Origin of the sequence: Pseudomonas sp. K8 (assembly GCF_014889455.1) — a bacterium.
Taxonomy (GTDB): domain Bacteria; phylum Pseudomonadota; class Gammaproteobacteria; order Pseudomonadales; family Pseudomonadaceae; genus Aquipseudomonas; species Aquipseudomonas veronii.
In genome coordinates, this window is the sequence record NZ_VJWO01000102.1 from 1 (window position 1) to 4530 (window position 4530).

Consider the following 4530-nt stretch of genomic DNA (forward strand, 5'->3'; position numbering starts at 1 on the left):
GGTTTGCTCTATTATTATCAGAGAAATCCAACTCCTGCCTTTATATACCAACTTACATTCTAAATGCCCTTTCTCACGTATTGAAAGGTCATGCAACCGAAGAAATCTGGAAAAAAATGTTTTCTTACAGGTTGCAATTTTATAAAACCGGAAACACATTAGAAAACTATGAGAAACACTGCACCTCAAAGGGCGTACTAACGCAACACGGAACTGCTGAGACATTCGCAGAGTTCTTCACAAATGATCCCGTGGCAATTCTCATCCGAGGATCAAACTAATGCCATTAAAAAACCTAACAAAAGAGCAGCACGACGCTGCCACTTATGATGAGAATTTATTACTGACAGCATGCCCTGGTAGTGGTAAGACTAAAACCTTAGTCGCAAAAATTGCCTATAAACTCCAAAATCAAAATCTTGGAAAGAAATTCTTAGTCGCCATCACATACACTAACGTGGCTGCAGATACCATTACCGATAGACTAGATAGTTTTTCGATTCCCTCTAACAATCTATGGATCGGTACTATTCACTCGTTCTGTTTGGAGTGGATCATCAAGCCATACAAAGGTTTTTCTTCCAGAACGCGCAAAGGATATAGATTAATTGATCAATATGAAGCCCAAGACATTCTTGATTCAATCAAAAAAAATCTAAACCTAAATAGTTACGAGAAAATCAATACAAAACTCAATCCAGATGAAACTATTTGCCAGCACGGTGTCAGCCGTGATTCATTCCTAGCTGCCCAACAGTACCACAAGTATCTATCTGAAAATAAGCTTATAGATTTTGACTTAATACTTACCATAGCCGCAACAATATTAGTCGAACACCCAAAGATCGCTATAAGACTGTCACATCTTTTTGACTCGATATTTGTCGACAAATACCAAGACACAAACCAAACCCAATACAGTATTATGAGAGAAATACTCAAGCATGGAAATACAAAAATATGCCTAATTGGTGATGTAGATCAGGCCATTTATACTGGACTAGGCGCAATTGTAAAAAATCAAACTGAAATATGCCAAGAGTTTTCGCTTCAAAAAATACAAGTTATGACCCTCTCTGGTTGTTTTAGATCAACACAACAGATCATTGACTTTTACTCTGAATTTCAAGACCAAAAAATATCAATAAAGTCTCAACAACATAGTACGTTCCCCAGACAAGCTTTATTGTACAACAGAACAACCCATAGAACAGATTTAGCAGTTGCTATTTCAGTAATCGTGGAAGATTACCTAGCCCTAGGTGTACCACCACACGAAATTGCGATACTACACCCTCAATGGTACGAAGTAACAGCGCTTGGCCGTGCCATATCCAAGTTACTTCCAAATACTCCATTTGATGCTCCAGGACTTTCCCCCGTCCCCCACTGCCACGAAAATGTATGGTACAAATTAATAAGGCTTCACCATCTAGAAATAAATAACAAAAACTACAACAAGAGAATCAGACTAGGAACTGAAATTATCCGGCAATTGTCAGAAATCGGATTCAGCATGGATGATACAACGCACACCATCCGTTATTTACTCAAAGCGTCAAATTCGATAACAATCAATGAGCCAGGAGTAGTTGAGTACATTCAATCCTTAATATTGACCTTCTGCTCTAACCTCAAAATAAATGTAAGCGATCACAAAGATTCCTTAGAGCAGTACGATTCATTAATTAAGGCAACTCACTTGAGAATCGTCAAGGACGGGATTGATACCGACCCGAAAAATCTAAAAAAGTATTTTAATGAATCAATCGGCGTAAAAATCACAACATGTCACTCTACCAAAGGCGAAGAGTATCAAGTTGTTATATGCGCAGGGCTATTAGAAGGGAAAATTCCGCACTGGGAAGAAATCATAAATCAAAGACCAACCTATTCTGCCTATATGGCAAAGCGACTTCTTTACGTAATATCATCAAGAGCCAAAGCAGCGCTACACCTGTTTTCTGAAAAAGGCATCTACACCGCGAGCAAAAACGAATACACCCCTACAAAACAATTAAGTTTAGTTACCACAAAACTCAATTTATAATCTAATATAATAATGTCTTTCTAGGATAAGCGAAAGGGCATCATCACCGAATGCCTTTTCTATCTGCGATAACAATATACGTAACTCAGCTACATTCCCGCTGCTTTTGACATCATTCAAAAGCTCAAATACATAATCCGGATCGGCGCGGTATAGTTCAACCATCGCCTCGCAGTGTGGCCTATCTCTCATATATCCTCCCACCCGGATCTGTGCTACCGAAGCTAACTCATTTTCAGAATCAACTCAACCTACACTCCATCACCACATAATAGCTGAATATTGACTGAGCAATCAGTTCCCTCCCTTTATGCGACAGCGACTGTGAGTACTCATTGAGCTAGATACTTTCGAGCCGAAGGCGAGTAAGGCAAGGTGTTGGGAGGGAATGGGCAAAGCCCGTACCCGTACAACACACATCTTGCCGTCATACCCTTTGCGAAGGTACGCGATTTAATGCGACAAAATTAAATTTCGGCATCAATCGTATTAATTTTCTCTGCGTCGCATTGAATCGCGTTAAATCGCGTTAAATCGCATACAGAAAAAAAACATTTAACTAAACTCTTCCAAATTTTCCTTCGCCCTGTTAGACCTAGAAAAAAGCAGTCAGCAGGAAGCAGAATGAATACTTCAAACACCTCTATTACTAAAGCTAAGCGCGGCCAAGGAAAGGTTGAGTTCCTTAAACTCCAGGATACTTTTCAAAAACAGATCAATGCAGGTCACACGTTGATAAATATCTACACCAGCAATGCATCCAACTTAAACATCGGATATACGCAATTTACAAAATACGTATCCCGATACTGCGTGACGCCTTACTATAAACTAATCACCACTAGTGAACACCAAAATCCCTCTACGCCACCTAAGCACTTTTAATGAACACCAAAAAGGAGCAGAATGTAATTGACGGTGTAACAAACATTTCTCAAACTTCACTCTTGCTGAAGTATTGCAAGGAATCACCCTCAAGCCGCCGTCTATTACATACCATTCCCTTTTGGTGCCCTTACTTCGTATGTTGCTAAGCAACATCACCCAAGACGATCTCCAAGAGAAAATATATATATGAACTCTAGACATTGCGGTGATTTGAGTCGCATAAAGCTGCAAACTATAGCACTGATGAATCACCTGCGCATGGATGCTGGAGCCTCAAGTCCATATCAACTCAGCTGCATTATCGGCCAGAAAACAAAGAACCTCGGCTGGCCAGACATGGTGGAATCTAACAGACTCTACAAATACTTTCGAGGAGATGTAAGAAGACATCCGACACAGATAGTTAACCTTCTTTCTCAGCTTTTTTAGGATGCCGAAGATATTTATTGGAGCGGACCAGACAACCTCTGGTCTGCGTTGTGGGGTGAGCCTCACCAGACCTCAACCATAGTAAAAGGCATCTCAAAGACTTTGGAACATTCGACAACCGAGGAAGCATTAAATAAAGTTTTCATGGATTATTTGGTTCATGGTTCATTTTCTTTTACATCAACCATCGCTGCATATAGATACCTAGCTACAACAGATCCATACGGAAGACTTGGCGATGGACATGGTTTTGGTCGCGCATTCTCGATATACCGACAACTAACTAAAATACTCAAATTGGATGAGACAAAGAAGCTTCTATCAGAGTTAGGAGTTTACGAAGGAGTTCAGTTAGAAATCAGCAAGATCGAAAAGGAGCGCGTCAGCAACAGACCGTGCTGGGTCAGTCCCATCGAGTGCGGGTTGGTCTAACGATTTGGCAGTCAGCTCAAGCTCGTGAAGCCGAACAACATCGAATGATTGCTGAAAGTAATGTTATCCACAGCATTGTGGTGGTAGTTAAACAGTAGAAAAAAGGTAGAGAGCATTTTGCTCCTTTGGACGCCACGGATTACGCGGCCTCCAGCATCCCGAGGGGAACGCAACCCCGATAAAGCGGAACGCGACCCCGACTGACCGGAATTCAACCCCGAAGCAGGCGGAACGCAACCCCGATAGTTGAACCGAGTTAAAGGCGCGTCCACACTGCCTGCTCCACCCCTTTAGTGCTGAGCTCGATTCTTCCGGCCGTAATGACCTCCACGCGTTCTAACTCCTGCATCGCAACATCTAGTGAAGCTCTGAACTTGCGCATTGGACTGGAGTATTGGAAGCGCTCTTTCAACCAAACGAGCTGAAATCGCTGCACAGACTCACTCGAAGTTGCGACGAGGCGTTGCAAGGCCTTGGCCATATCTTGACCTTTACGAATACGCAGCCGCTTCTCCCAATCGATTAAGGCGTACTCGCGATTACGGTACAGAAAACACCATCTGGGATCGATACGGACGATGTAGCTCTCTCGCTCCGGGTCGTATGCGCATTCCACGCCATCCGGCCACCCAGCCCACCAACATCCGGCCACCTATTCCACGCTCATCCGGCCGGGCAGTCGGAGCGCAGCGACGCAGGTTTGCATTGTTAGTCTGAAGTCTCTGTCGCCG

The 4530-nt window shown here is 42.6% G+C and carries 3 protein-coding genes; all 3 read left to right on the forward strand.

Features of this window, described 5'->3' with window-relative positions; all coding sequences use genetic code 11:
* A partial coding sequence (locus INT12_RS31555) for a hypothetical protein (RefSeq protein WP_226926379.1) occupies nt 1-281 on the forward strand: 281 nt, incomplete at its 5' end.
* Nucleotides 281-2050 carry a UvrD-helicase domain-containing protein gene (locus INT12_RS30310; protein WP_193039971.1) on the forward strand — a complete coding sequence of 590 codons (1770 nt, stop codon included), beginning with the start codon at nt 281-283 and terminating at the stop codon, nt 2048-2050. The genes INT12_RS31555 and INT12_RS30310, both read left to right, overlap by 1 nt.
* Before the next feature lie 624 nt (nt 2051-2674).
* Complete coding sequence (locus INT12_RS32115; protein ID WP_169884815.1) at nt 2675-2935, forward strand: TraK family protein; 261 nt, start codon at nt 2675-2677, stop codon at nt 2933-2935.
* Nucleotides 2936-4530: the final 1595 nt, after the last annotated feature.